25 protein-coding genes are annotated in these 21,365 nt (G+C 51.2%); 6 read left to right on the forward strand and 19 right to left on the reverse strand.

Translation table 11 applies throughout. The features are described from left to right. Window positions 1-80 precede the first annotated feature (80 nt). The 6 genes from cheW to flhD all read right to left on the reverse strand — a co-directional run bounded on the left by cheW (window position 81) and on the right by flhD (window position 5,517). Entirely contained in the window at window positions 81-584 is a 504-nt protein-coding gene (gene cheW / locus C2U53_RS24850; RefSeq protein ID WP_043000332.1) for a chemotaxis protein CheW, read from the reverse strand. Window positions 585-605: 21 nt separating this feature from the next. Then, window positions 606-2,636 carry a chemotaxis protein CheA gene (gene cheA / locus C2U53_RS24855; protein WP_104446617.1) on the reverse strand — a complete coding sequence of 677 codons (2,031 nt, stop codon included), beginning with the start codon at window positions 2,634-2,636 and terminating at the stop codon, window positions 606-608. 4 nt (window positions 2,637-2,640) lie between these two features. After that, window positions 2,641-3,570, reverse strand: a complete 930-nt coding sequence (gene motB, locus C2U53_RS24860) for a flagellar motor protein MotB (protein WP_043000330.1) — start codon at window positions 3,568-3,570, stop codon at window positions 2,641-2,643. Further along, window positions 3,567-4,460 carry a flagellar motor stator protein MotA gene (gene motA, locus C2U53_RS24865; RefSeq protein ID WP_043000329.1) on the reverse strand — a complete coding sequence of 298 codons (894 nt, stop codon included), beginning with the start codon at window positions 4,458-4,460 and terminating at the stop codon, window positions 3,567-3,569. The genes motB and motA overlap by 4 nt, the downstream gene beginning before the upstream one ends. 125 nt (window positions 4,461-4,585) lie before the next feature. Continuing rightward, on the reverse strand, window positions 4,586-5,164 hold the full coding sequence (gene flhC, locus C2U53_RS24870) for a flagellar transcriptional regulator FlhC (protein WP_042318680.1): 579 nt from the start codon (window positions 5,162-5,164) through the stop codon (window positions 4,586-4,588). A 2-nt stretch (window positions 5,165-5,166) separates the two neighbouring features. Further along, complete coding sequence (gene flhD / locus C2U53_RS24875) at window positions 5,167-5,517, reverse strand: flagellar transcriptional regulator FlhD (RefSeq protein ID WP_043000328.1); 351 nt, start codon at window positions 5,515-5,517, stop codon at window positions 5,167-5,169. A gap of 795 nt (window positions 5,518-6,312) precedes the next feature. Between flhD and uspC the strand changes: the two genes are divergently transcribed. After that, complete coding sequence (uspC, locus tag C2U53_RS24880) at window positions 6,313-6,741, forward strand: universal stress protein UspC (protein ID WP_043000327.1); 429 nt, start codon at window positions 6,313-6,315, stop codon at window positions 6,739-6,741. Between the two features lie 16 nt (window positions 6,742-6,757). Here the strand turns inward: uspC and otsA are convergent, their stop codons facing one another. From otsA to C2U53_RS24915, 6 genes are all read right to left on the reverse strand, one after another. Further along, window positions 6,758-8,179, reverse strand: a complete 1,422-nt coding sequence (gene otsA / locus C2U53_RS24885; protein WP_043000326.1) for an alpha,alpha-trehalose-phosphate synthase — start codon at window positions 8,177-8,179, stop codon at window positions 6,758-6,760. Next, window positions 8,154-8,954, reverse strand: a complete 801-nt coding sequence (gene otsB / locus C2U53_RS24890) for a trehalose-phosphatase (RefSeq protein ID WP_043000325.1) — start codon at window positions 8,952-8,954, stop codon at window positions 8,154-8,156. The genes otsA and otsB overlap by 26 nt, the downstream gene beginning before the upstream one ends. 165 nt (window positions 8,955-9,119) lie before the next feature. Then, complete coding sequence (gene araH / locus C2U53_RS24895; protein WP_104446618.1) at window positions 9,120-10,112, reverse strand: arabinose ABC transporter permease AraH; 993 nt, start codon at window positions 10,110-10,112, stop codon at window positions 9,120-9,122. A gap of 14 nt (window positions 10,113-10,126) precedes the next feature. Then, on the reverse strand, window positions 10,127-11,641 hold the full coding sequence (gene araG, locus C2U53_RS24900) for an arabinose ABC transporter ATP-binding protein AraG (protein ID WP_044328750.1): 1,515 nt from the start codon (window positions 11,639-11,641) through the stop codon (window positions 10,127-10,129). A gap of 85 nt (window positions 11,642-11,726) precedes the next feature. Beyond that, window positions 11,727-12,716: an arabinose ABC transporter substrate-binding protein AraF gene (gene araF / locus C2U53_RS24905; protein ID WP_043000322.1), complete on the reverse strand. Its 990-nt coding sequence runs from the start codon at window positions 12,714-12,716 to the stop codon at window positions 11,727-11,729. A 318-nt stretch (window positions 12,717-13,034) separates the two neighbouring features. Then, window positions 13,035-13,592, reverse strand: a complete 558-nt coding sequence (locus C2U53_RS24915) for a DJ-1/PfpI family protein (protein ID WP_043000321.1) — start codon at window positions 13,590-13,592, stop codon at window positions 13,035-13,037. A gap of 519 nt (window positions 13,593-14,111) precedes the next feature. Here C2U53_RS24915 and C2U53_RS24920 point away from each other — a divergent pair. Next, window positions 14,112-14,615 (forward strand): non-heme ferritin-like protein, encoded by a 504-nt coding sequence (locus C2U53_RS24920; RefSeq protein WP_043000320.1) that lies wholly within the window; start codon window positions 14,112-14,114, stop codon window positions 14,613-14,615. Window positions 14,616-14,741: 126 nt separating this feature from the next. Here the strand turns inward: C2U53_RS24920 and C2U53_RS24925 are convergent, their stop codons facing one another. Further along, a complete protein-coding gene (locus C2U53_RS24925) occupies window positions 14,742-14,993 on the reverse strand; it encodes a DUF2766 family protein (RefSeq protein WP_043000319.1) in 252 nt (83 codons plus the stop codon). A gap of 120 nt (window positions 14,994-15,113) precedes the next feature. Beyond that, a complete protein-coding gene (gene azuC, locus C2U53_RS24930; RefSeq protein ID WP_086513008.1) occupies window positions 15,114-15,200 on the reverse strand; it encodes a stress response protein AzuC in 87 nt (28 codons plus the stop codon). Window positions 15,201-15,413: 213 nt separating this feature from the next. Here azuC and C2U53_RS24935 point away from each other — a divergent pair, with 213 nt between their 5' ends. Continuing rightward, complete coding sequence (locus C2U53_RS24935) at window positions 15,414-15,644, forward strand: hypothetical protein (RefSeq protein WP_043000318.1); 231 nt, start codon at window positions 15,414-15,416, stop codon at window positions 15,642-15,644. Window positions 15,645-15,691: 47 nt separating this feature from the next. On the opposite strand, the gene C2U53_RS24940 is transcribed toward C2U53_RS24935, so the two are convergent. Further along, the gene (locus C2U53_RS24940) at window positions 15,692-16,330 is read right to left on the reverse strand and encodes an RpiB/LacA/LacB family sugar-phosphate isomerase (RefSeq protein ID WP_043000317.1); all 639 of its coding nucleotides are present in this window, start codon (window positions 16,328-16,330) and stop codon (window positions 15,692-15,694) included. A 259-nt stretch (window positions 16,331-16,589) separates the two neighbouring features. On the opposite strand from C2U53_RS24940, the gene C2U53_RS24945 reads away from it, so the two are divergent. Beyond that, window positions 16,590-16,925: a YecR-like lipofamily protein gene (locus C2U53_RS24945; RefSeq protein ID WP_043000316.1), complete on the forward strand. Its 336-nt coding sequence runs from the start codon at window positions 16,590-16,592 to the stop codon at window positions 16,923-16,925. A 182-nt stretch (window positions 16,926-17,107) separates the two neighbouring features. Continuing rightward, the gene (gene ftnA / locus C2U53_RS24950; protein WP_042318344.1) at window positions 17,108-17,605 is read left to right on the forward strand and encodes a non-heme ferritin; all 498 of its coding nucleotides are present in this window, start codon (window positions 17,108-17,110) and stop codon (window positions 17,603-17,605) included. A 34-nt stretch (window positions 17,606-17,639) separates the two neighbouring features. Here ftnA and C2U53_RS24955 read toward each other — a convergent pair whose 3' ends face one another. After that, entirely contained in the window at window positions 17,640-17,879 is a 240-nt protein-coding gene (locus tag C2U53_RS24955) for a YecH family metal-binding protein (protein ID WP_043000315.1), read from the reverse strand. A gap of 191 nt (window positions 17,880-18,070) precedes the next feature. Between C2U53_RS24955 and tyrP the strand changes: the two genes are divergently transcribed. After that, window positions 18,071-19,282 carry a tyrosine transporter TyrP gene (gene tyrP, locus C2U53_RS24960; RefSeq protein WP_104446619.1) on the forward strand — a complete coding sequence of 404 codons (1,212 nt, stop codon included), beginning with the start codon at window positions 18,071-18,073 and terminating at the stop codon, window positions 19,280-19,282. A 27-nt stretch (window positions 19,283-19,309) separates the two neighbouring features. Here tyrP and C2U53_RS24965 read toward each other — a convergent pair whose 3' ends face one another. From C2U53_RS24965 to C2U53_RS24975, 3 genes are all read right to left on the reverse strand, one after another. Further along, entirely contained in the window at window positions 19,310-19,975 is a 666-nt protein-coding gene (locus C2U53_RS24965; protein WP_043000313.1) for a YecA family protein, read from the reverse strand. 110 nt (window positions 19,976-20,085) lie between these two features. Continuing rightward, window positions 20,086-20,550 carry a hypothetical protein gene (locus C2U53_RS24970; protein WP_061069997.1) on the reverse strand — a complete coding sequence of 155 codons (465 nt, stop codon included), beginning with the start codon at window positions 20,548-20,550 and terminating at the stop codon, window positions 20,086-20,088. Next, window positions 20,547-21,320 (reverse strand): winged helix-turn-helix domain-containing protein, encoded by a 774-nt coding sequence (locus C2U53_RS24975; RefSeq protein WP_104446620.1) that lies wholly within the window; start codon window positions 21,318-21,320, stop codon window positions 20,547-20,549. The genes C2U53_RS24970 and C2U53_RS24975 overlap by 4 nt, the downstream gene beginning before the upstream one ends. Window positions 21,321-21,365: the final 45 nt, after the last annotated feature.

The following is a 21,365-nucleotide window of genomic DNA, read 5'->3' on the forward strand; positions in this document are numbered from 1 at the left end:
TCAGATAGCGCTTCGCTTATCCGGCCTACGTTGAGGTGGTAGGCCGGATAAGGCGTTTACGCCGTCATCTGATCATGCGATTAGGCGACGTGAGAGGCGGCCATATCTAACAGCGCCATTTCGTCACTGTTCAGCAGTTTCTCAATGTTCACCAGAATCAACATCCGGTCGCCCAGCGCACCGAGTCCGGTCAGGTATTCCGTTGACAGCGTTACGGCAAATTCCGGTGCCGGACGGATTTGCTCTGCGGTCAGCGACAGCACATCAGACACGCCATCGACAACGATCCCCACCACGCGCTGTCCCAGATTCAGCACAATCACCACGGTGTTATCGTTGTAATCAACATCACCCTGGCAGAACTTCACGCGCAGATCGACAATCGGCACAATCACGCCGCGCAGGTTGGTCACCCCTTTGATGAAGGCAGGCGTGTTGGCAATGCGCGTGACCTGATCGTAACCACGGATCTCCTGCACTTTCAGGATGTCGATACCGTACTCTTCATCTCCCAGCGTAAACACCAGGAATTCCTGACCTGACGGCTCGCCGGCCAGTTTGCTTACATTAGTCATACCGGTCATATTTTACCCTTTCTTACTCAATCAGGCGGCGGTGATCGCCATACGTTGTTCGCGATTTAAACCCTGCAGGGCGGAGACATCCACAATCAGCGCGACGCTGCCATCGCCAAGAATAGTGGCGGCTGAAATACCCGGCACTTTGCGATAATTACTCTCCAGGTTTTTAACCACCACCTGGTGCTGACCGATCAACTGATCGACCAACAGCGCGTAACGGCGACCGCCGCTTTGCAGGATCACCACGATGCCCTGGGTGGCTTCGGTTTTCGCCCCTTCCACTTCAAAGACTTTCCACAACTCAACCAGCGGCAGATATTCGCCGCGTACTTCCAGCACACGCTCGCCCCCTGCCAGCGGATGCAGATCATCGTCACGTGGTTGCAGGGATTCCATCACCGCATTCAGCGGCAGAATGAAGACTTCGTCGGCGACGCGCACGGACATGCCGTCGAGGATCGCCAGCGTCAGCGGCAGCAAAATACGAATGGTGGTGCCGGTCCCTTGCTTCGACTGGATTTCAACGTGGCCACCCATCTCCTGGATATTCCGTTTCACCACATCCATACCCACGCCGCGTCCGGAAACGTCGGTCACCTGCTCGGCCGTCGAGAAGCCTGGGGCAAAAATCAGCATCCCCACTTCGTCATCGGTCATGTTTTCATTGACCGCCATCCCCTGGGAGATCGCCTTCGCCAGAATGCGCTCGCGGTTCAGTCCAGCCCCGTCATCGGTCACTTCGATGCAGATGTTGCCGCCCTGATGTTCCGCCGACAAAATCAGATTGCCCACCACATTCTTACCAGATTCCATGCGTTTTTCCGGCAGTTCGATACCGTGGTCAAGGCTGTTACGCACCAGGTGCGTTAGCGGGTCGATAATGCGTTCAATCAGGCTCTTGTCGAGTTCCGTCGAGCTGCCGACCAGCGTCAGTTCAACCTGTTTACCAAGCTTGCCCGCCAGGTCGCGCACCAGACGCGGGAAGCGGCTGAACACGTATTCCATGGGCATCATACGAATCGACATCACCGATTCCTGCAGATCGCGGGCGTTACGTTGTAACTGCCCCATGCTGGTGATGAGATCGCCATGATTGACCGGGTCGAGTTCGTTCGAACGCTGGGCCAGCATTGACTGGGTAATCACCAGCTCACCGACCAGGTTGATCAGCTGATCTACCTTCTCCACCGCCACGCGAATGCTGGTGGATTCACTGGCGCGTGCCGGTTTTTCCCGCTCTACGCGTCCGGTTTGCGCTTCTCTGCCAACCGCTTTCACCGCTGGGACGGCGACGACAGGCTGTTCGACCGCAACCACTTCAGCCACTTCAGACACTTCCGGCTGGACCGCGGGTGCCGTCGCTGTCACCACTTTCTCAAAGGCAATCTGGTCGGCTTCAATCACAAAGCACAGCACGGCAATGACGTCATCCTCTGCAATGTCGCCATCAAGCGTGGCCGCCAGTCTGTCTTCGCCCTTGACGACATCAGACAGGGTGGACAGATTGCCCAGCTCTTCTTCCAGCAGGGCCACTTCACTGGCCTTCAGGCGCGAGAGAAAGATGCGTAATTTCGCTTCTTCTGCCACGACCACGTCGTCAGGTGTCGTGTTGTCGACCACGCTCAGTCGGGCATTCGCCACCACCGCTGGCGCGGTTTCACCTTTTGCTTCCAGCGCTAACTGGCGTAATGCCGTGCAGATGTATTCGAAACTGGCGGCATCTGGCTCCTGCGAACTTTTATAGGCATCGAGCTGTTCCTGCATAATATCTTTCGTTTCCAAAAACAGGTTGATAATGGCGGTATTGAGCTGCATCTCACCGCGACGCGCATCATCCAGCAGGTTCTCCATCAGATGCGTGGTTTCCTGCAAAACGGTAAAGCCGAACGTGCCGGCGCCCCCTTTGATGGAGTGCGCTGCACGAAATATGGCATTCAGTTGCTCGGCATCCGGCGCTTCGGGCGCCAGATCGAGCAGATGTTGCTCCATGTCAGCCAACAACTCGTCAGCTTCATCAAAAAAAGTCTGATAAAAATCGCTTATATCCATGCTCACGCTATCACCTCGGATTGGCTGGTGGCGATGTGGGAACGCTTACCTGCGGACTGGCCTCAGGCTGTTGTAATACACTTACCGGCTCGTTCTGGCTTTCAGCGTTTTCATGCAAAATGGCCTGTTCGGACTGTTTGTTCAGCACCAACAGACTGATTCGGCGGTTGATGGCGTCATCCGGACCGCGATCGCTCATACGCATCGTGGCGGCCATGCCGACCACCCGTAATACTTTTCCGTCATCCAGACCGCCCTGTACCAGTTCACGCCGCGAAGCATTGGCGCGATCGGCAGAGAGCTCCCAGTTGCTATAGCCTTTCTCACCGTTCGCGTAAGGGAAATCATCCGTATGCCCGGACAGGCTGATACGGTTGGGAATACCGTTCAGCACCGGAGCGATTGCCCGCAGGATGTCACGCATATAAGGCTCAACCTCAGCGCTACCGGTTTTAAACATCGGGCGATTCTGGCTGTCGATAATCTGAATACGCAGCCCTTCCTGCACCAGGTCAATCTTCAGATGCGGACGCAGCGCCCGCAGTTTGGGATCCGATTCGATGAGCTGATCGAGGTCGCCACGCAGTTTGCTCAGGCGATTTTGTTCCATACGTTTTTTCAGTTCATCGAGGTTCGGCTGCTTATTCACCTCACCCTGTTGCTGGGTAAAGTCATCGCCACCGCCAGGAATCGCGCTCTGGCTATTGGAAATGCGATTCCCTCCCGTCACCGCCGTCGCCAGCGGGGTACGGAAGTATTCGGCAATCTGAATCAGTTCTTTAGGGCTGGAGATGGAAATGAGCCACATCACCAGAAAAAAGGCCATCATGGCGGTCATAAAGTCAGCGTAAGCAATCTTCCACGATCCGTGTGCGCCGCCGCCATGCCCCTTATGTTTGCGCCGTTTAACCACGACGATAGGATGAGACCGATTCTTCATGCGCCCTCAGTCGTCGTCTGCTGCTGTTGGTTCGGGTTTTTCACGGCGCGAACATGTTCTTCCAGTTCAATGAATGACGGGCGCTCGCTGGAATACAACGTTTTACGTCCAAACTCGACGGCGATCGGCGGGGCGTAACCGTTCAGATTTGACAGCAACGTGATTTTCACACACTGCATCATCTTGCTCGTTTCCGCGCTCTTCTGACGCAGGACGCTGGCAAGCGGTGAAATAAAACCGTAGGCCAGCAGAATACCGAGGAATGTACCGACCATCGCATGGGCAATCAGTGAGCCCAGTTCTGCAGCCGGTCGATCCGCTGACGCAAGGGCGTGTACAACCCCCATCACCGCCGCAACGATACCAAACGCCGGCAGTGAATCTCCCATCAGTGCCAGGCTGTTGGCCGGGACTTCCGATTCACTTTCGTGCGTTTCAATCTCTTCGTCCATCAGCGCTTCGATCTCGAAGGTATTCATGTTGCCGCTGATGATCAGGCGCAGGTAATCGACGATGAATTCCAGCATCACCGAGTCGGCCAGAATACGGGGATAGCTGGCAAAAATTTCGCTCTCTTTCGGGTTCTCAATGTCTCGTTCAAGCGAGAACATCCCCTGCTGGCGAGACTTAGCCATCAGGCGATAGAGCAGTGCCAGCAGATCCATATACATCGCTTTGGTGTATTTCGAACGACGAAACAGTAACGGCAGCGCTTTCAGTGTCCCCTTGATGGCTTTACCGTTGTTACCCACGATAAATGCCCCTATTCCCGCGCCACCGATGATGACAAATTCAGCCGGTTGATAGAGTGCCCCCAGGTTTCCACCAGTCATCATGTAACCGCCGAAAACTGTACCAATAACCACCAGGTAACCTAATAAGATAAGCACGACATCATCCTTCTGCTGTTGACTATGACAGGATGCGCAGTCGGGGCGTTAACGCGTTGGCGAGGCAAAAAAAAGCAGCGGTAATGACTTACCGCTGCTGGAGTGTTTCGTCCACACCGTATCGGTTAAACAGCCTGTTCGATCTGTTCATCCAGCAGTTGTGGAATAATATCGGCAGCATCCTGGGAAAGTTTACGTCTTTTTACCGCACGGGAAGGCGGCTGGCATAAACTGCAGGCAAAACTGCCCGCAGGTTGGTGAGCGTGGGTAATGAAATTACCACCACAGCAGTTACAGCTTGATAACTGAAGCAAGCCGCTTTCGACAAAACGCACCAGCGTCCACGCGCGAGTCAACGCCAACAGCGGTCCATCTTCACCCTGCGGACACTGTTCCAGGTACAGTCGATACGCTTTAATGACGGCATCAACACCGCTACACAGGCCCGTTTTAAGTAAGAACTGCCAGGCATTACAGAACATGGAAGCATGAATATTTTGCTCCCAGGTCATAAACCAGTCAGTGGAAAACGGCAGCATGCCTTTTGGCGGGGGACTGCCGCGAAGTTCTTTGTACAGCTTGATGAGGCGACCGCGGCTTAACTGCGTTTCGCTTTCCAGCATTTGCAAACGGGCACCCAGTGTGATCAATTCCATCGCTAACTGGATATCACGAGCTTCCTGAACAATGCTTTTTTCACTCATCATCAGGCCCTTTTCTTACGCGCGGTTTCATCAGCCTGATTGACATCACTTAACAGACGCGTGGACAGCATGATACCGGTGTGAATTTGCTGGAGATCGTCTACTCTGGAATCCTGAGTCAGACGCGTAATGGTTTGATGACTGTCGAAACGGAAATGACACACAAGCTGATTCGTTTCTGCCAGTTTTACCATTTGCGGAAGGGTCAGCGCCCCCAGAGAGGTCGCCATTTCCTCATTGATTCCGAGACGAAACATGGCGGACGCTTTGTCCTGAACGATTAGACGCTGTGCAAGGAGTAAATATGACAAATTGATGTCATAAATGTGTTTCAGCAACTCGGATGTATGCATTATTCCCATCCAGAATAACCAACTTTTATTTTTATGCGGAAAAACCGCACCCCGTGATGTCGCCGGGAATTCCCGGTAAAAAAATCAAATAGGTCAAACACATACCTTCGACTCAGGCGCTTAAAACATCAATGCGCGCGTCACGCTGGCATCTTGCCTGGTTGTAACGCGAGCACATGAATTCTTACAAATGCCTAAGATTTTTCCTAATTCGACGCAACTGTACTCGTCACACCCGAGACATACAACAAATCCACGCTGCGAATTTGGAAAATATGTGATGCACTTCACATAAATTAACTTAATCGTTAACATAAATCCATCAGTTGGGCTTTTATTTTGCTGGGAAATTAATCAGCAAAACGCCATTTTATTCTCACGGGTATTAAATCAAGCGTCAGGGGCAGCGAAAGATTTTACGCAACCAGCGTTAATATCACGTAAGTAAAATAATTGAAATGCATTTATCCGCCTGCGCAAGCAAAATTATTTTTATGCTTGTGAAACAACATGTTATTTGTTACTTATTTTTTATGAATACGCAGAGTTTATGATTAGATTGCGATTAATCACGAACATGAATTTGTTAAACCAAATTTTGATTGACTCGCTGATTTAATTTAAGTCAATCGATTTGGTTAACTTTTTTAGTTATTCCTGAGTTACACCTATAAGGAATATTAATGAATAATTATGATAGCGTTCACATTATTGTCATATAGAGGCATTGCAGTTGTCAGCAAATCGGAGTAATGCTGAAGAACCACCTCATATTCTTGCAATAAGGAGCGAGTTATGAGCTACACCCACATTCTTGTCGCCGTGGCAGTCACCCCGGAAAGCCAACAACTCCTGGCGAAAGCCGTCTCCATTGCCCGTCCCGTCAACGCACGAATCAGCCTCATCACCCTCGCCTCCGACCCCGAGTTATACAATCAATTTGCCGCCCCCATGCTGGAGGATTTACGCGCGGTAATGCATGAAGAGACCACTGATTTTCTTGAAAAACTGGGGAAAGAGGCGGGCTATCCGATCGCGCAGACGTTCATTACCTACGGCGAGTTAAGCGAGCATATTCTGGACGTGTGCCGCAAACACGACGTGGATCTGGTCATCTGTGGCAACCACAACCATAGCTTCTTTTCGCGAGCCTCCTGCTCGGCGAAAAGTGTGGTGAGTTCAAGCCTGGTGGATGTCCTGCTGGTCCCGCTTGAAGGAGATTGATCCCCAAAAACCTCGCTCAGGCAAGCTTTGGAAACGTCGCGACTTTCCGTTGCTGAAGAGTTTCAGCGCTGCGCGGGGTGATCGTCTTTAGATCGCAGATAAACTGCTCCTGCCAGTGGTTGATGTCGTTTTTGACAATCACTTCCAGCATCTCAGCATGCCGCGAAATACGCTCGGAAAGCGGCATTGTGAGTGCACGATCCAGCGCCGCCGCGACTTCATCGCGATCGTAAGGATTAACGATCAGCGCTGAGGTCAGCTCATTTGCCGCACCGGCGAACTGAGACAACACCAGAACGCCTGGATTGGCGGGATCCTGGGCAGCAACGAATTCCTTCGCCACCAGATTCATACCATCTCGCAGCGGCGTGACCAGCCCTACATCTGAATAGCGAAACACTTTCATCAGTAATTTGCGGTCGAAATGTTGGTTGAGATAGAACAGTGGCGTCCAGCCCAGTTGCCCGTATTTACCGTTAATGCGCCCGGCTTCTGTCTCAAGCTGGTGACGGATATCCTGATACGCCTGCACATCGCCACGTGAAGTGGGCGCAATCTGCGTATAACGGATTTTTCCGTGATGCTGAGGGTATTTCTCCAGCAACGCCTCGTAGGCCTGAAAACGCTCTGGCAACCCTTTTGAGTAATCCAGTCGCTCAACGGAAAAGATATTCTTTAGATTCTTCAGCTCCGCTTTCAGCTGCGCCAGTTTTGGCGGCAGTGGACCAGAAGCCTGCTGGGCAATCTCCTGCGGCTCGATTCCGATGGGATACACCTCGGTGCTGAACGATTTTCCCCAGGCCGTGTGGCTGCGCGTATCGTGAGTCGTGACTCTCGTCAGGCTGGAGAGACAGTCAAGGAAGGCCAGCCTGTCGTTTTCAGTCTGGAATCCCAGCAGGTCAAAATCGCATAACTGCTCAAGCAACTCTTCCGATGACGGCAACGCGTTAAAGATTTCCGGCGTTGGGAAAGGAATGTGTAAGAAGAAACCAATACGATTATTCACGCCACGTTTACGCAGTTCGCTGGCGAACGGCAAAAGGTGATAATCATGAATCCAGAGGATGTCATCTTTTTTCAGTAACGGCAGCAGCTTATCTGCCAGCAGCGCGTTCACCCGCAGATAGCCTTCCCAGGCGGTGCGCTGAAAATTCACCAGATCTAAACGGTAGTGAAAGGCGGGCCACAACACGGCATTAGAGAACTGGTTGTAATACTCCTCGTGGTCTTTTTCGCTCAGGTTAAACGACGCCCAGGTGATATTGCCCCGGGTGACCTTTTTTAATGGCTGATCCTCGTTACCCAGCTCGCCACTCCAACCGAACCACAGTCCCCCCGCCGCTTTCAGCGCGCCCAGCACACCAACGGCCAGGCCGCCTGCACTGGTTTTGTTATCGGGGGGCGCAATTCGATTAGATACTACGACTAAACGACTCATGGCCATCTCTCCTGTCATTCATGGTTGTTTCTTGTTGTGCAGTGTAAACAGACTCCAGCCAGCGCCAGACGTCTGGCACCCCGGCTAATCGCCATTGCGCCTGCGTCTCCCCCTCTCCCACCTTCACTGAAATACCACCCGCCTCGTTCACCACGCGAAACCCGGTCTCATCGGTCAGATCGTCACCCAGAAAAACAGGGACCCGCCCGGCAAACGGCGCTTCACGCATAAACGCGGCTATCGCTTCACCTTTATTGGTGCCTTTCGGCTTAATTTCGACAACGCACTTCCCTTGCTGGAGCGCAAGCTGCGGCCAGGTTTGCGTAATACGCAGTGCCAGCGCCTGCAGCGCAGCTTCATGTTCTGGCGCCTGTCGATAGTGCAGCGCAAACGCCATCCCTTTGGTTTCCATCTCCGTCCCCGGCAGTTTCGCCAGCGCCGTATGTAACTGCACGCTAATATCGCGTTCTATTGCCGAAGGGAGATGCACAATATGCATTTTCCCATTGATGTCACGGCGTTCAGCCCCATGCACCCCTGCCAGCGGAAAGCGCCAGGGGTGAGCCAACGCGTCAAGTTCAACCATTGAGCGCCCTGAAATCAATGCCAAAGCCCCTGCGTTGCGTTCTGCAAGGTGGTGGAGCATCTGAAGGATCGTGGGAGGAATCACCACCTGGTCTGGATGCGGCTTTAACTCCGCAAGGGTTCCATCGAGATCAAAAAAATAAGCATAGTGCACGGACTGTTCAGGGGTTACGGTTAACGGTTCTGCCACCCGGTACTCCTCCTTATTGTTATATCTGAGCCGCGCGAATCGCGCCTCATAAGCAACCGTAAGTATAGACAGTGTGACGATGCTCGCCATTTGCAAAGACAATTGCCAGCCGGGTGTAGCGGCTGGCAAAGGAGAGGAACTAGACTAAAAAGTTAGACTTTTTTATCAGACCGTACGCTTGGCTTTTTGTTTGTAACGGTCGAAGATCACTGCTGCCAGCAGGATCAAGCCGCGTACGACGTACTGGGCGAAGGGCGAAATGTTCAGCAGGTTCATCGCATTCTCCACGGTCCCCAGGATCAGGACACCCGCCACCACATATGAGATTTTTCCGATGCCGCCCTTCAGGGAAACGCCGCCTAACACGCAGGCGGAGATGACGATCAGTTCATAGCCAATGGAGGTCATCGGCTGTCCACTTGTCATACGCGAGGCGAGGATAATCCCGGCCGCCGCAGAGACCAGACCGGAGAGCACGAAAATAATGATTTTGGTACGCACCACCGGCACCCCGGCCAGACGCGCCGCCTCTTCGTTGCCCCCAATCGCTAGCGTGTTGCGCCCGAAAGTGGTTTTGTTCAACAACAAGCCAAAGATAATCAGGCAGCCTACCGTGAGCCAGATCGGCGCCGGTAAGCCGAACCAGTTGGCGTAGCCGAGGGTAAAGAAGCGCTCGTCTTCAATCCCCACCGCTTTACCGTCGGAAATGATGTATGCCAGACCACGGACGATTTGCATCGTTGTCAGCGTGGTGATCAGCGCGTTGATCTTGAGTTGTGCAATCACGAAGCCGTTAACCAGCCCGCACAGCACCCCCAGCAACAGACCCGCCCCCACGCCAATCCACAGGCTTTCGGTCATGTTGATGACCACCGCCGTGGTCACCCCGGCACAGGCAATCACCGACGCCACGGACAGGTCAAAATCTCCTGATGCCAGGCAGAACAACATGCCGCAGGCCACCATGCCCGACATGGAGATCGCCAGCCCCAGCCCTTTCATGTTGATGAATGTTGCGAAGTTCGGCACAAAAATAGCGCAGGCGAGGAACAGGACGGCGAAGACCACCAGCATGCCATACTGGTCCCAGATACGTCCCAGGCTAAAGGGTGATGGCGACTTTGGTGCGCCCGATCCGGAAGTTGTTACGGAAGACATCATTCTCTCCTTTCTCAGGCGACAGCCTGGCTAACTTTAGGCATCGCAAGGCTTAGCGCCTGGCGCTCATCCGCCTGTTCGTGAAGTAATTCCCCGGCGATCTCTCCTTCCCGCATCACCACAATGCGGTCAGCCACGCCGAGGACTTCCGGCAGGTCACTGGAGGCGAACAGCACGGCAACGCCGCGTGCGGCCAGGGCATAAATAACGTTATAAATTTCGTGCTTCGCGCCAACATCAATGCCGCGTGTCGGTTCGTCGAGCAAAATCACTTTCATCTCTTCCGATAGCCAGCGACCGAGAATCGCCTTTTGCTGGTTACCACCGGAGAGATTCATAATTAACTGTTCGGCACTGGGGGTTTTGATATTCAGCGAGCGAATGTGTTGGTCAGCATTGGTTTCTTCCCATCCGTTGTTGATCACACATCCCCCCAGCACATGCTTACGCCGGGCGCTGATGTTGATGTTGTCACGTACCGAATGCACCGGGATGATCCCCTCCGCTTTCCGGTCTTCCGGGCACAGCATCATGCCTGCCGCGATAGCATTCGCCGGCTTGCGGATATCAATCGGTTTTTCGTCGATGTACACCTGCCCTTCGCTGATACGGGTGCCGCCAAATAAGCCTTTCATTAACTCACTGCGGCCCGCGCCTACCAGCCCAAACAGCCCAACGATTTCGCCGCTGCGTACCGTAAGGCTGATGGGTGTGCGTACGCCCTGCGCTTTTACGGCATGCAAGCGCAGGCGTTCTGCGCCATAGGGACGTGGCTGCCAGCCGTAAATATCGCCCAGATCGCGCCCAACCATCGCCTGCACCAGCGCATCGTGGTTGACCTGCTGCATGTCGGTAAAGGTTTTCACGTAACGGCCATCTTTAAACACGGTAATCGCATCACTGAGCGCGAAAATCTCTTCCATGCGGTGCGAAACATACAGAATGACGCGCCCTTCTTTACGCAGTTCGCGGATCACCCGGAACAGGTTTTCGATCTCCCTTGCAGAGAGCGAACTGGTCGGTTCATCGAAGGCAATAATCTTGGCGTTGCGCGCCAGTGCTTTGGCAATTTCCACCATCTGCCACTGGCCGATGGAGAGATATTTCAGAGGGGTCGCAGGATCGATATCCATCCCCAGATGTTTAAGTTGTAAACCCGCTTCATAATTAAGCAGAGTGCGGTTCACAATGCCGCCTTTGTGTGGCAGTTGCCCGAGATAGATATTCTCGGCAACGGTCATCTCCGGCACGAGATGTAATTCCTGGTAAATAATGGCAACGCCGGCATTCAGCGCGGCGGTGGTATCCGCGAAGCGCATTTCCTGCTCGCGAATCGCCAAAGAGCCCGTGGTTGGCGCATAGTTACCGCTGAGAATTTTTAAAAGCGTTGATTTCCCGGCGCCATTTTCACCCATCAGCGCATGCACCTGACCGGCGTAACAGTCAAAACTGATATCCGTAAGCGCTTTAACGCCGGGGAAGGTTTTACCAATGCCGCGAAATGAGAGATACGGGGTAGACTGTTGCATAACGTCTCCGTGAGTCAGTATCGTTCTAACCGGTTGCCGGATGGCGACATGAGCGATGCCATCCGGCTTTTCACTTGCTGTCGTCTTACTTACCGCCTAACCCTTTTTTCGCCAGCTCTTCTTTGAAGTTGTCACGGGTGATCAGCACCACGTCAGTCACTTCGGTGAATGCCGGTGGTTCTGCGCCTTTAGTCACCCAGTTGTAGAGCATTTCGCTGGATTTATAACCGTGAACGTCCGGGCTTGGCAGCAGTGAGCCATAGAAGCCGGTCGCCTGCCCTTTCGACAGTTCGCTCACTGCGTCAACGCCATTAATACCAATGCCGATCACGTCCGCCGCCTTAAAGCCCTGGCCTTCTGTGGCGCGCACGCCGCCGAGTACCGTGTTATCGTTCATGCCGACAATCAACCAGTGTTTAACTTCAGGGTGCTGAACCAGCATGGAGTTGGCAGCATCAAATGCGCCGGGGATATCGTTAGATTTGGTAGGAACCTGGTAGATCTGTTTTTCCGGGAAACCGGCGGCTTTCAGCGCTTCCATCGAACCGCCGGTACGACGACGTGCGGTATCCAGTTCGTTGGCCGTAATCGCCATAACCGCGGTGTCTTTGACGTCCCAACCCCGTTTCTGCATCTCTTTATACAGTTCCTGGCCCTGACGTTCGCCGATTTTGGTTGCCGCCATCATCACCAACGGGACGGTATCCATCGGTTTGCCTTTGGCATTGACGAACTGATCGTCCACGGCGATCACTTTCATGTCGTAGCCGCGCGCCTTCGCGACAATAGCGGAACCCAGTTTTGGATCCGGGGTACAAATAACAAACCCCTTCGCCCCGCTCGCCGCCAGGCTGTCGATCGCATTCAGCGTCTTCTCGCCGTCCGGCACCGCAATTTTAATCACTTCAAAGCCCAAATCTTTCCCGGCTTTATCGGCAAATTTCCACTCCGTCTGGAACCAGGGTTCTTCCGGTTGTTTCACCAGAAAACCCAGTTTCATCGATTCTGCCATAGCGGATTGTGACATAACGGCAGCCAAACCGATGGCTGCCAGCGCTTTAGTGAATTTGTGCATGGTTAACTCCAGCTTTAGCGTCATTTTATGTAGGGTAATATTCAACGACTTTATGTAATTCAGACGAAAAACAAGGCATTACCAAAAGAACTCAAGATAAGTGCCAGTGCTGGAATAGTTGTAGCGGGAAATTGATTCTCCATAGGAGAGCGGCATCACACCGCAGAATTACAGTAATTGCGTACATAAATTCAGCGGAAAATGACATAAGAAATGGGGTAATTGTCAGACAAATAAAAAGTGGCGTAGCACATTAATCCATAAGGTCAGCTCACAAGTCCTTGTACCCGAATCCCCCTGTATTCGGGTACAAACGAATTACCAGGGATAATAGATATGTTCAGCATGTTCACGAACGGGTTGGTCATCGCCTAACAAACGGGCTGACAGCGTCAGGGCAAAATCAAAAATATGGCCTAATCCTTTACCACTCAGGAGATGCCCATCCTCCACAACCGGCGCATCAACATAAACGCCATCAGTCACCGTTTTATAGAGATCGCCTGAGCAGACATAACGGCGCCCCTTCAGTAAGCCGTTGCCGCCTAATACACGAGCGGCCGCTGAACAAATGGGACAAATTAATTTTCCGGCGGCATCATGGCGCGAGACAAACTCAATAACCTGTGGATTCGCCGCCAGGTTTACGCTCCCTTGTGGGCCGCCCGGCAGCACCACCGCGTCATACAGGCGCTCCTGCTGCCCCGCCAGCGTGTAATCGGTGACCATTGGGACATTGTGGTAGCTCACGACGGCGCGAGATTCCGCGCAGGCCAGGGTATCGACGTCAATATTCAGACGACGCAAGATATCAATAGTAACGATCGCTTCCGCTTCCTCGAAACCCGATGCCAGCAAGACGGCCACTCTTTTCATTCACCTTTCCTCATTTATTACAGGCTGATAACACCGAAAATGACGAATTAATCATTCGGTTATAATTGAACAAGATGTCGCTGCCCTGATTTTTAGTAAGAGACAAACTGGCATTATTTCTGCCAGAACGGTTTCACAGGATTATTATCGCGGCAGGGACGGTAAAGATTATCAATATTCTGATATTACCACGCTAAACTATCCACTTTTGTGACTTAAAACATTATTTCAAAATCATAAAACCATTCAAGATTCAACAAAATCAATCAGATATATAATTTCACATTCTGTTTACCAAATACGGGGTGATGTATTAACTTCAGTAATGTGTAAAAAATCATAAACAATGCCATTTAAGGATTTTCTTATTCCGTTGATGCAGGTATGCTTATTTTCGATTCGCGATGGAATTGACTCTTCGATCACATAATGGACTGGCAGAATGGACGTATTCTGCTAACAGTAAGTTGTGCAGATTAGCGCTGCACATCCCTTCTATCAGGAAATAAGGATATTGATATGGCTGCAGTTGGAATGGTAAACAAACTCAATAATCAAATGAATCTTGAGTTTTATGCTTCCAATCTCTACCTCCATCTGAGTGAGTGGTGTTCTGAACACCGTCTGATGGGTACTGCGACTTTCTTACGTACTCAAGCCCAGAGTAATGTCACCCAAATGATGCGCGTCTTTAACTTCATGAAAAATGCCGGGGCGAATCCGGTCGTTAAGGCCATTGATGTACCAGGCGAAGACTTACATTCGCTGGAAGAACTGTTTCAGAAAACAATGGAAGATTATGAGCAGCGCGCCAGCACGCTTTCGCAGCTCACCAACGAAGCGGAAGCCCTGAACGATGCGCCTACCCTGAATTTTCTCCACGCTCTGGAAAAAGAACAGCAGCAAGATGGGCTGTTGTTACAAACGATTCTTGAGGAAGTGCGTAGCGCCAAACGCGCGGGACTGTGCCCTGAGCAGACCGATCAGCACGTGCTCAACGTCGTCAATTATCAACAGCATTAATTGACCACGCTATTGGCCTGCATTTCACTCCCCGGCAGGCCAATTCGCAAAGCCTTTTCAGCCTGATGCCTCCACTTTGGGAGGCATTGCAAAAAGTATTTCTATAATATAAAACAATGGCTTATTTTAGTGCGCTTCGCCCTGCGGCGTGAATTTCAGTTCAATCAGTGCGATCGCTTTCTGGATAGCGCGCCGCGTGACGGGATCGGCAGCTGCGGGATGCGTTGAAAAATCAATGTTTTTCAGCTGGCTGGTCATTTTTTCGCGAACTTCAACGGGAGCAATCACGTCGAGAACATCGAGAATTTGTTTGATGACGAGCTGGCAGGCGACAACGTCAGAGACCAGTTCCTGATCGGCATTCAGCGGTTGGGACATAGCAGGCGTTCCTGTTAGTGATGAAAGACCGTCATAGTACCGATTCAGAGGCCGAAACGATAGCCACACCTGACGCCGCGGACGACGGGTATAAAAAAACCTGCCGAAGCAGGTTTTTTATCAGCGGAACATATCGCCCGGCGGTACGTCTTTAAACGTTTTGCAATAATTTTCAAACATGCTTTTCAGGATTTTGCGCAGTTTCATGCCATGACTCCAACTATTTTGTTATGCAGGTGTTATCGTCTATGCGCATATAGTATGACCATCATCACAAAAATCAACTACTTCGTGATTTGCATCACGTTTTATACTTAACATATTCTTTGCATTTGCGACTCTTTCACCGATAAATCAATTACCTACAGCAATATCAGTTCTGGTGAATTTTTATCGTTTTTTTTGAATGGCAAGTGCACGATGCAAGAAGCTCGAACCACAGAAAGCAAACGAAGAATCTCTTCTGCCACCCAGATCACCTTCAGCACGCCTGTCTGGCTTATTTTGCTGGTGCTGTCCCTCGGGATTCAGTTTAGCGGCATCAGCTTTCGTCTGGTTTTTGTGGTCATCGCGCTTATCTGCCTGACTGGCATGGTGGAGACGTTACGACTGGTGAAAGAGGCGGGCAGCGCGGTGTCTGCCAGGAAGTAAAGTGGAAAGCCGGATGCGCATTACGCCCTCCGGCTTGTCAGCAAAAATTAGCCGAGGATTTCGCGAACGAACGCTTCAATCTCTTTGCTCTGGCCATTTTCAAAGAAGCATTGCTGGAAACGCTGCCCAGAAACTGCCGTCTTCACCAGTTCCGGATCGATGGCACGCAGCGTATCAAGATAGTTGTCTTTAACGACCGCCGCTTTGACCTGGTTAAGGATCCCGGCGTTACGCACCTGCGGTTCTTTACGCTCTGGCGGGTAACCTTCGCCATTGCGCCCCGTAAAGGCTTTCTCGAAGATAAAGCGCACGTTCAGTTCCGCTCCCCAGCCAAACCCTTTCGCAAACGGCAGAGACAGCGCATTACCGTTGTTAATCTGCGCGAACAGGAAGGCATCCGCCGGATCAATGCAGTAGCCACACACCACGCCCGGATGAATATTCAGTGACATCAACGCGCCCTGGCCTGTACCACAGCCGGTCACCACAAAATCAACCGCTTTTGAATTCAGCAGAATGCTCGCCATGATGCCAAGATGGATATAGGTCAGGTGGTGGTCATTCTCGTCGCTCATCCCGACGTTGAATACCGGAAAACCCTTTTCATCCGCCACCGCTTTGAGCTCGCGGTGAATGATGGCGTTTTTACCCGCCTGGCTGTTTTCCATCATCAGTGCAATTTTCATTCTGTCTTCTCCTGAATGCGATGCGGGAAGTCCCGCCTTGAGTCATCACGATACCGCACAGTACTACTTAGCAAACATACTTTCAAATTTTATGAAAGATGGTTTTAAAAATGATGGATAATTTCACATTTTCTTCAGGTGACCGCAAAATGACCGTCGTCGTGTGAATTAGTCGTTGCTGATCTATAAGTTATTCAGGCCATTGAAACGCTGATGTGTGAATTAGGATAGCGTATCACCGAACATTCAGAGCGATACCATGAAGACTCTTTTTATTGCCCTCTCACTGATACTCCTGACGGGATGCGCGATCAACAGACAGGCACAGGTGAGTGATGCCAGCGCGACAACCGGCGTTGTGCGATTGAGTTACGATCAGGCGATGCTGCAAAACGCCTATACCGACGACTATATCGCCCAGGGCACCGCCACACGCGCGTGTCAGCAACTAGGCTATGCCAGCGCCCTGCCATTCGGTCAACCCGTCAGCACCTGCAGTGTTTATGCAGGCTCCCTGTGTATGAACACGAAAATTACACTCTCCTGGCAATGTCAGGGCATCGCCATTTCGCAAGCAGCACCTCATTATTATTAATTTACGGGCCAGTATTAACTGGCCTGATTTATCCCGCGCTAATTATTTTATAGCGCAAATGCGTTTTATTCCCATTCGTATTTTTAATAATTAAATTTATTATTTTACCTTTTGCAAATATTTAAATAACAAATTATAGTGACGCCACATCAACATATTTATGAATTTTGTGGAGCGAAGTCATGCTGAAAACAGAAATGATCGACAAACTGAATGAGCAAATGAACCTGGAATTATATTCCTCCCTGCTCTATCAGCAGATGAGTGCCTGGTGTAGCTACCACAGCTTTGAAGGTGCCGCCGCGTTCCTGCGTCGCCACGCGCAGGAAGAGATGACGCACATGCAGCGTCTGTTTGACTATCTGACCGATACCGGCAGCCTGCCGCGCATTAATACCGTCTCATCGCCTTTTGCTGAATATGCATCGCTGGATGAGTTATTCCGTGTGACTTACGAACACGAACAGTTGATCACCCAGAAAATTAACGAACTGGCGCATGCCGCAATGACTAGTCAGGATTATCCGACCTTTAATTTCCTGCAATGGTATGTTGCCGAACAGCATGAAGAAGAGAAATTGTTTAAATCGGTGATTGATAAATTAACGCTGGCAGGAAAAAGCGGCGAAGGTTTGTATTTTATCGATAAAGAGCTGTCGACGCTCGATACCGCAAATTAATCATAAAACGGTGAGGAAATTCCTCACCGTTTTCTTAATGACGGCATATCTTGCTTTCGTGCGTAGAGAAACCGTCATCCTGAGCGATAAATTTCCCTTTCGCCGCCAGAAACGCCACCAGTTCTCCCGCCGTCATGCCCGACGCTGAGCAAGTATGAAAACGCGCCGCTTCGCCAAACCGCGCCTTAATCGCAGCTTCGAGGCTAGCCGTAGAATAGTTCTCGCCTGACTCAATCATCATATTCAACACTTCGTGACCGTGAACAGAATCCATCATTCCTCCTCAATAAAGTGCGTAGCCTACGGCGAAACGGCATCCTCTGCTTTGCGCCAACGCAGGTTGCGCTCATTTAGGGTGTAAATATTCTTATACAGTCGATGTAACGGTCATTTGACGAAAATAGCGTTTTGCCTTACCCTGCGCCGCAGATCTAACCGTTGGTTTTCTCTGGGACAGTGTAAAGCGTGAAGAATAGAACTCTGGGAAGTGTTTTCATCGTGGCAGGCACCACGATTGGCGCAGGGATGCTGGCGATGCCTTTGGCGGCCGCCGGGGTCGGTTTTGGCGTCACTTTAGCGTTATTGATTGGGTTGTGGGCATTGATGTGCTACACCGCGCTGTTGCTGCTTGAAGTGTATCAGCACGTCCCCGCTGACACCGGTTTAGGGACGCTGGCTAAGCGCTATCTGGGACGCTATGGTCAGTGGATAACCGGCTTCAGTATGATGTTCCTGATGTATGCGCTGACCGCCGCTTATATCAGCGGCGCGGGTGAGTTACTCGCCTCCAGTATCAGCGACTGGACCGGAAGCGAAATGTCCCCCACCGCTGGCGTATTACTGTTCACCTTTGTTGCCGGTGGCGTCGTCTGCGTGGGCACCTCGCTGGTCGATTTGTTTAACCGCTTTCTCTTTAGCGCCAAGATTATTTTCCTGGTCGTGATGCTGGCGCTGCTGATGCCGCACATCCATAAAGTCAATCTTCTGACCCTGCCGCTTGAGCAGGGGCTGGCGCTTTCGGCTATCCCGGTCATTTTCACCTCTTTCGGCTTTCACGGCAGCGTCCCCAGCATCGTGAGTTACATGGAAGGCAACATCCGCAAACTGCGGTGGGTATTTATTATCGGCAGCGCGATTCCGTTAGTGGCCTATATTTTCTGGCAACTGGCGACGCTCGGTAGCATCAACTCCACAACGTTTATGGGACTGCTGGCAAATCATGCCGGGTTGAATGGTTTGTTGCAGGCGTTACGGGAGGTCGTTGCCTCGCCGCACGTTGAGCTGGCGGTGCACCTTTTTGCTGACTTAGCGCTGGCAACCTCTTTCCTCGGCGTCGCTCTGGGGCTGTTCGATTATCTGGCCGATCTGTTTCAGGGCCGCAATACAGCCGCTGGCCGGTTGCAAACGGGTGCAATCACCTTTCTGCCACCGCTGGCTTTCGCCCTCTTCTATCCACGTGGTTTTGTGATGGCGCTGGGCTACGCCGGCGTCGCGCTGGCAGTGCTGGCGCTGATCATCCCTTCACTGCTGGCATGGCAGAGTCGTAAACAGAATCCGCAGGCGGGCTATCGCGTACTGGGCGGACGCCCCGCGCTGGCACTGGTGTTTACCTGTGGCATTGTGGTGATCGGCGTACAATTTCTGATTGCCGCCGGACTGCTGCCCGAAGTGGGATAAAGAAAAGGGGCGTCAGCCCCTTTCTTTTCAGTGCAGACAGCACTGCTTGTATTTTTTACCGCTTCCACACGGGCATGGATCGTTGCGGCCGACTTTCACTTCCGCTTTCACTGGCACCTGCACTGGCGTTTCCTGCGGGTGCGCCATCCAGTATGCATGGAGATCCAACGCTGCCAGGCGGATCGCCTCAACGCTTTCTTCAAACGCTTCCGGGGTGAGTTTCTCAACCACCTCGAAATTCTCTTCTGTACCGTGCAACGCAATGGCGTCAAGAGCGGGTTTCAGTGTATCCGGTAGCGCGGACCAGTCGGAAAGCGCAACGCCGCGCATGTAGCCGAAGCACCACTCTTCCACGATGGTAATCTCACGCCCTTCAATTTCGCGCAGACCAAACAGCGGTTCAAACTGTTCCGGGAAATCATTCAACCGGTCAGCGGTGTCCGCCATATGCTGGAAAGCGAGATTCATAAAACGCGTCATCTCTTTTTCAGAGGACCAGCGCGGCACATATTGCGCCCCACCCCATACGGCAACCAGCCACTGCTCTGGCTCAATTTCACGTGGTGAACTGAGTACAGCCGTCAGCAGTCCATCCAGTTCTGCCACGTCAAGAATGGCATGTTCGGTGTTGTACTTGGTCAGCACATCATCCAGCCACTCCAGTTCACTTTCGTTCAACGGTCCCGTTTTCATCATACTTGTCCTCGGTAAACACTCTCGCCAGCGGCTATCTTACATGGCGAACGAGGAAACGGATACTGATTGCCGCGTGGGACACCTCACATGGGCATCCATTCTCCTCATCATTTCTTTCTGCAAAACAGATACGGCACATTGGCGTTTGAAAAGACATACGCAGATTGATACTCATCCACGGTCAGGGTCAATTCACCACCTTTCTTCAAAAAGAATGGAGATAATATCTTTTCGAGTTTTTCATCCGTCACGGTATCGGAAAAGGTTTTGACAATGCGTACTGTATGTAAAATCCGCGTTCTGAACTGCTGGGTATAGTTAAAATAGACCAGCCGATTGACATTAATCTTTGTCTCGCCATCCACTTTACCCGTAATGACGGCCAGCCCTTCTCGCTTGTGCATCTGATAGGAAACCACGCCAACGAAACGGGCATCACCAACATTCCAGTCAGCATCACCAATACAATCCAGGTATGACGGTTTGAATAGCAGATATAACAGGTAAACACCGGAAATCACCGATGTGCTGAACAACCAAATCAGGAGTAATACAACCGTATTTTTACTCATTGGTGTAAATTCCAGAAAAAATGAGATGAACAAAATGCCTCAGTGTCAGATCGAACATCTTTGTTGCACACAAAAGCCACAGCACGTCCGGTTTTGGCGTAGTCAGAGAGAAAGATATAATTGTTGTCCTGGCAAAAGTTCGAATATTTTTTTATCAGCGCAGCGTAATTATCAGTGACCGACTGCGTCACTTCATAATAGACATGGCAGCGATTATCATTTTTCTTATCCATGTGCAGGGCCACAAAATTCTGAAATGGCATTTTCAATCGATTCTGATACATAAACATGCAGTTTATTATCGTCACAATAAAGAAAAAGGATATTCCAATGCGTAGCCCGCGGGATTTGTTCGGTAGAATGCTTGCGGTGCATTCTTTTTCACTGGTTAGCGTTTTGATTGCTGAATTTTCAGAAATAGCAAGATTCTGAAGAGGAAACGGTTCAATCACAATATCTGATGATAATGTTAGTCCTTGACGGGAAATAGTTTTTACCATATGTCTTGGTAATCCTATCTCTTCCAGTGTCTTACGTAATGTTAAAATAGTCTGATAAAACGTATTGGGCAGGGTCACAACATCACGCGCTTTCCAGCCTTCGTTTACCAGTTCTTTTTGCGCGATGACCCTACCCTGATTCAAAATAAGATAAAGGAAACATGCAGTGGCGGGTTGCTGTAAATAAACAACCTCTCCAGTTGATTGATTTTTCAGGCTTCTGGTCTGCGGATTGAACTCTACTGTTCCATTAATTAAGTACAATATCATCGCGATGTCCTTTGGATAATTCCCGTTATCCCCCTAAAATGGTTC

The sequence above is a fragment of the Citrobacter sp. CFNIH10 genome (assembly GCF_002934585.1).
Classification (GTDB): domain Bacteria; phylum Pseudomonadota; class Gammaproteobacteria; order Enterobacterales; family Enterobacteriaceae; genus Citrobacter_A; species Citrobacter_A amalonaticus.

What these genes read in the sequence shown, in the direction of transcription:
- uspC (WP_043000327.1), top strand. Translation starts at nt 6,313, where the DNA reads ATGAGCTACACCCACATTCTTGTCGCCGTGGCAGTCACCCCGGAAAGC.
- otsA (WP_043000326.1), bottom strand. Translation starts at nt 8,179, where the DNA reads ATGAGTCGTTTAGTCGTAGTATCTAATCGAATTGCGCCCCCCGATAAC.
- C2U53_RS24935 (WP_043000318.1), top strand. Translation starts at nt 15,414, where the DNA reads ATGCAAGAAGCTCGAACCACAGAAAGCAAACGAAGAATCTCTTCTGCC.
- C2U53_RS24955 (WP_043000315.1), bottom strand. Translation starts at nt 17,879, where the DNA reads ATGGATTCTGTTCACGGTCACGAAGTGTTGAATATGATGATTGAGTCA.
- C2U53_RS24965 (WP_043000313.1), bottom strand. Translation starts at nt 19,975, where the DNA reads ATGAAAACGGGACCGTTGAACGAAAGTGAACTGGAGTGGCTGGATGAT.
- C2U53_RS24920 (WP_043000320.1), top strand. Translation starts at nt 14,112, where the DNA reads ATGGCTGCAGTTGGAATGGTAAACAAACTCAATAATCAAATGAATCTT.
- cheW (WP_043000332.1), bottom strand. Translation starts at nt 584, where the DNA reads ATGACCGGTATGACTAATGTAAGCAAACTGGCCGGCGAGCCGTCAGGT.
- C2U53_RS24915 (WP_043000321.1), bottom strand. Translation starts at nt 13,592, where the DNA reads ATGAAAAGAGTGGCCGTCTTGCTGGCATCGGGTTTCGAGGAAGCGGAA.
- C2U53_RS24945 (WP_043000316.1), top strand. Translation starts at nt 16,590, where the DNA reads ATGAAGACTCTTTTTATTGCCCTCTCACTGATACTCCTGACGGGATGC.
- C2U53_RS24940 (WP_043000317.1), bottom strand. Translation starts at nt 16,330, where the DNA reads ATGAAAATTGCACTGATGATGGAAAACAGCCAGGCGGGTAAAAACGCC.
- araG (WP_044328750.1), bottom strand. Translation starts at nt 11,641, where the DNA reads ATGCAACAGTCTACCCCGTATCTCTCATTTCGCGGCATTGGTAAAACC.
- araF (WP_043000322.1), bottom strand. Translation starts at nt 12,716, where the DNA reads ATGCACAAATTCACTAAAGCGCTGGCAGCCATCGGTTTGGCTGCCGTT.
- azuC (WP_086513008.1), bottom strand. Translation starts at nt 15,200, where the DNA reads ATGAAACTGCGCAAAATCCTGAAAAGCATGTTTGAAAATTATTGCAAA.
- flhD (WP_043000328.1), bottom strand. Translation starts at nt 5,517, where the DNA reads ATGCATACATCCGAGTTGCTGAAACACATTTATGACATCAATTTGTCA.
- flhC (WP_042318680.1), bottom strand. Translation starts at nt 5,164, where the DNA reads ATGAGTGAAAAAAGCATTGTTCAGGAAGCTCGTGATATCCAGTTAGCG.
- C2U53_RS24925 (WP_043000319.1), bottom strand. Translation starts at nt 14,993, where the DNA reads ATGTCCCAACCGCTGAATGCCGATCAGGAACTGGTCTCTGACGTTGTC.
- ftnA (WP_042318344.1), top strand. Translation starts at nt 17,108, where the DNA reads ATGCTGAAAACAGAAATGATCGACAAACTGAATGAGCAAATGAACCTG.
- C2U53_RS24970 (WP_061069997.1), bottom strand. Translation starts at nt 20,550, where the DNA reads ATGAGTAAAAATACGGTTGTATTACTCCTGATTTGGTTGTTCAGCACA.
- motB (WP_043000330.1), bottom strand. Translation starts at nt 3,570, where the DNA reads ATGAAGAATCGGTCTCATCCTATCGTCGTGGTTAAACGGCGCAAACAT.
- C2U53_RS24975 (WP_104446620.1), bottom strand. Translation starts at nt 21,320, where the DNA reads ATGATATTGTACTTAATTAATGGAACAGTAGAGTTCAATCCGCAGACC.
- araH (WP_104446618.1), bottom strand. Translation starts at nt 10,112, where the DNA reads ATGTCTTCCGTAACAACTTCCGGATCGGGCGCACCAAAGTCGCCATCA.